The organism is Plectonema cf. radiosum LEGE 06105 (assembly GCF_015207665.1).
Lineage (GTDB): Bacteria > Cyanobacteriota > Cyanobacteriia > Cyanobacteriales > Nostocaceae > Rivularia > Rivularia radiosa_A.
The window spans coordinates 1-1,227 of sequence record NZ_JADEWL010000314.1; the positions used below are offsets into that span (position 1 = coordinate 1).

The following is a 1,227-nucleotide window of genomic DNA, read 5'->3' on the forward strand; positions in this document are numbered from 1 at the left end:
CCATCACCCCCTCCCCCGCTCCTCTAAAACCTGGGGAATACCTGATGAAAATGGGAATTGGAAATAAAACCAATGCTTATTACGGTATCACTTCCACAGGCGCTCAATTCTGGAATTCTTTTCCTAGAGGAGTTGAAGGTGATGTACTTCCAAGACTAGAAAGACGTTTGGAAGAATTCAAAGATATAGCTGATGATCCCAGAAAAATAGCTCAAGATTACATTAATTCAATCGATGCTAAATGTTTAGCACAAATACAAGCCCAAACCGAATGGGAAGATTTGATTGATTTTGAAAGCTTAGATTTGGGAGATATTGAAAATCTAATTGATGATATGTTTTTGTCAAGCGATCGCGAACAAAACTTAATATATCGCATTCTCAAAGCGGATTTGAAAGAACACTGTCAAATATTAGAACATCCCAAAATCATAGATAAACTTCAAGAACATCTGCGCCAACAGTATATGGATTGCGCTACGGGAAGATTTATCAAATTTGACTCAGCAATGGCGCAAACTTGTCATAATTTAGCTGACAACGAAGTTTGTTATCCAAAATTTCCAGACGGTGCAGAATTAATTATTTATCGCGGTCCTACAGCTAATTCTAATACGGTAGATGTTTATATCAATCGTCATTTACCCAACGAACCCCACGACATTGGCACAATTAAAATGTCACCTCAAGGATTGAAGCATTCGCTATCCGATTGTGACGGAGATAGAATGGCGATCGCACTTTCATGGGACTTCCCTCATACAGCAGTGGAGATTAAACAAAAGCAACTCAAAGAAAACCGTTATGAAGAGATTATAAAACCAAAAAAGAAATCATATACAGGTTCTTTTGAGCAAATTGCCTTAGATGCGATGGAAAATAAAATCGGTATAGTTGCCAATTTATGCATGAAAGGAATTGCTCTTGAAAATGAGTGTATCTCAATTCCACCGAAGGAAGCCCAGAAATTTATTCAAGATATTTCATGCGCTGCTGTAAAAATGCTCAAAGCAGAAAATCATCACACTCAACCAATTCAATATCCAGAAAATATACGAACGCAAATAGTTGAATTAGCCCAGCTATGTCAAGAAGAAGGGGTTGGGGGATGGGTGGTAGGTGATAGGGAATATTGTGTTGTAAAGGGGCAAGACCCCCTCCCAACACAATTGCCCAGATTGGGCAGGGCTTGTATCCCACTGATTGTTGGGGCTTCATCTGTCTCTT

The 1,227-nt window shown here is 39.0% G+C and carries 1 protein-coding gene; it reads left to right on the top strand.

The genetic code is table 11. The annotated features are described in order from the left end of the window. Window positions 1-44: 44 nt before the first annotated feature. Window positions 45-1,227, top strand: a 1,183-nt coding sequence (locus IQ247_RS32180) for a hypothetical protein (protein ID WP_228060244.1), incomplete at its 3' end; no start/stop codon positions are given.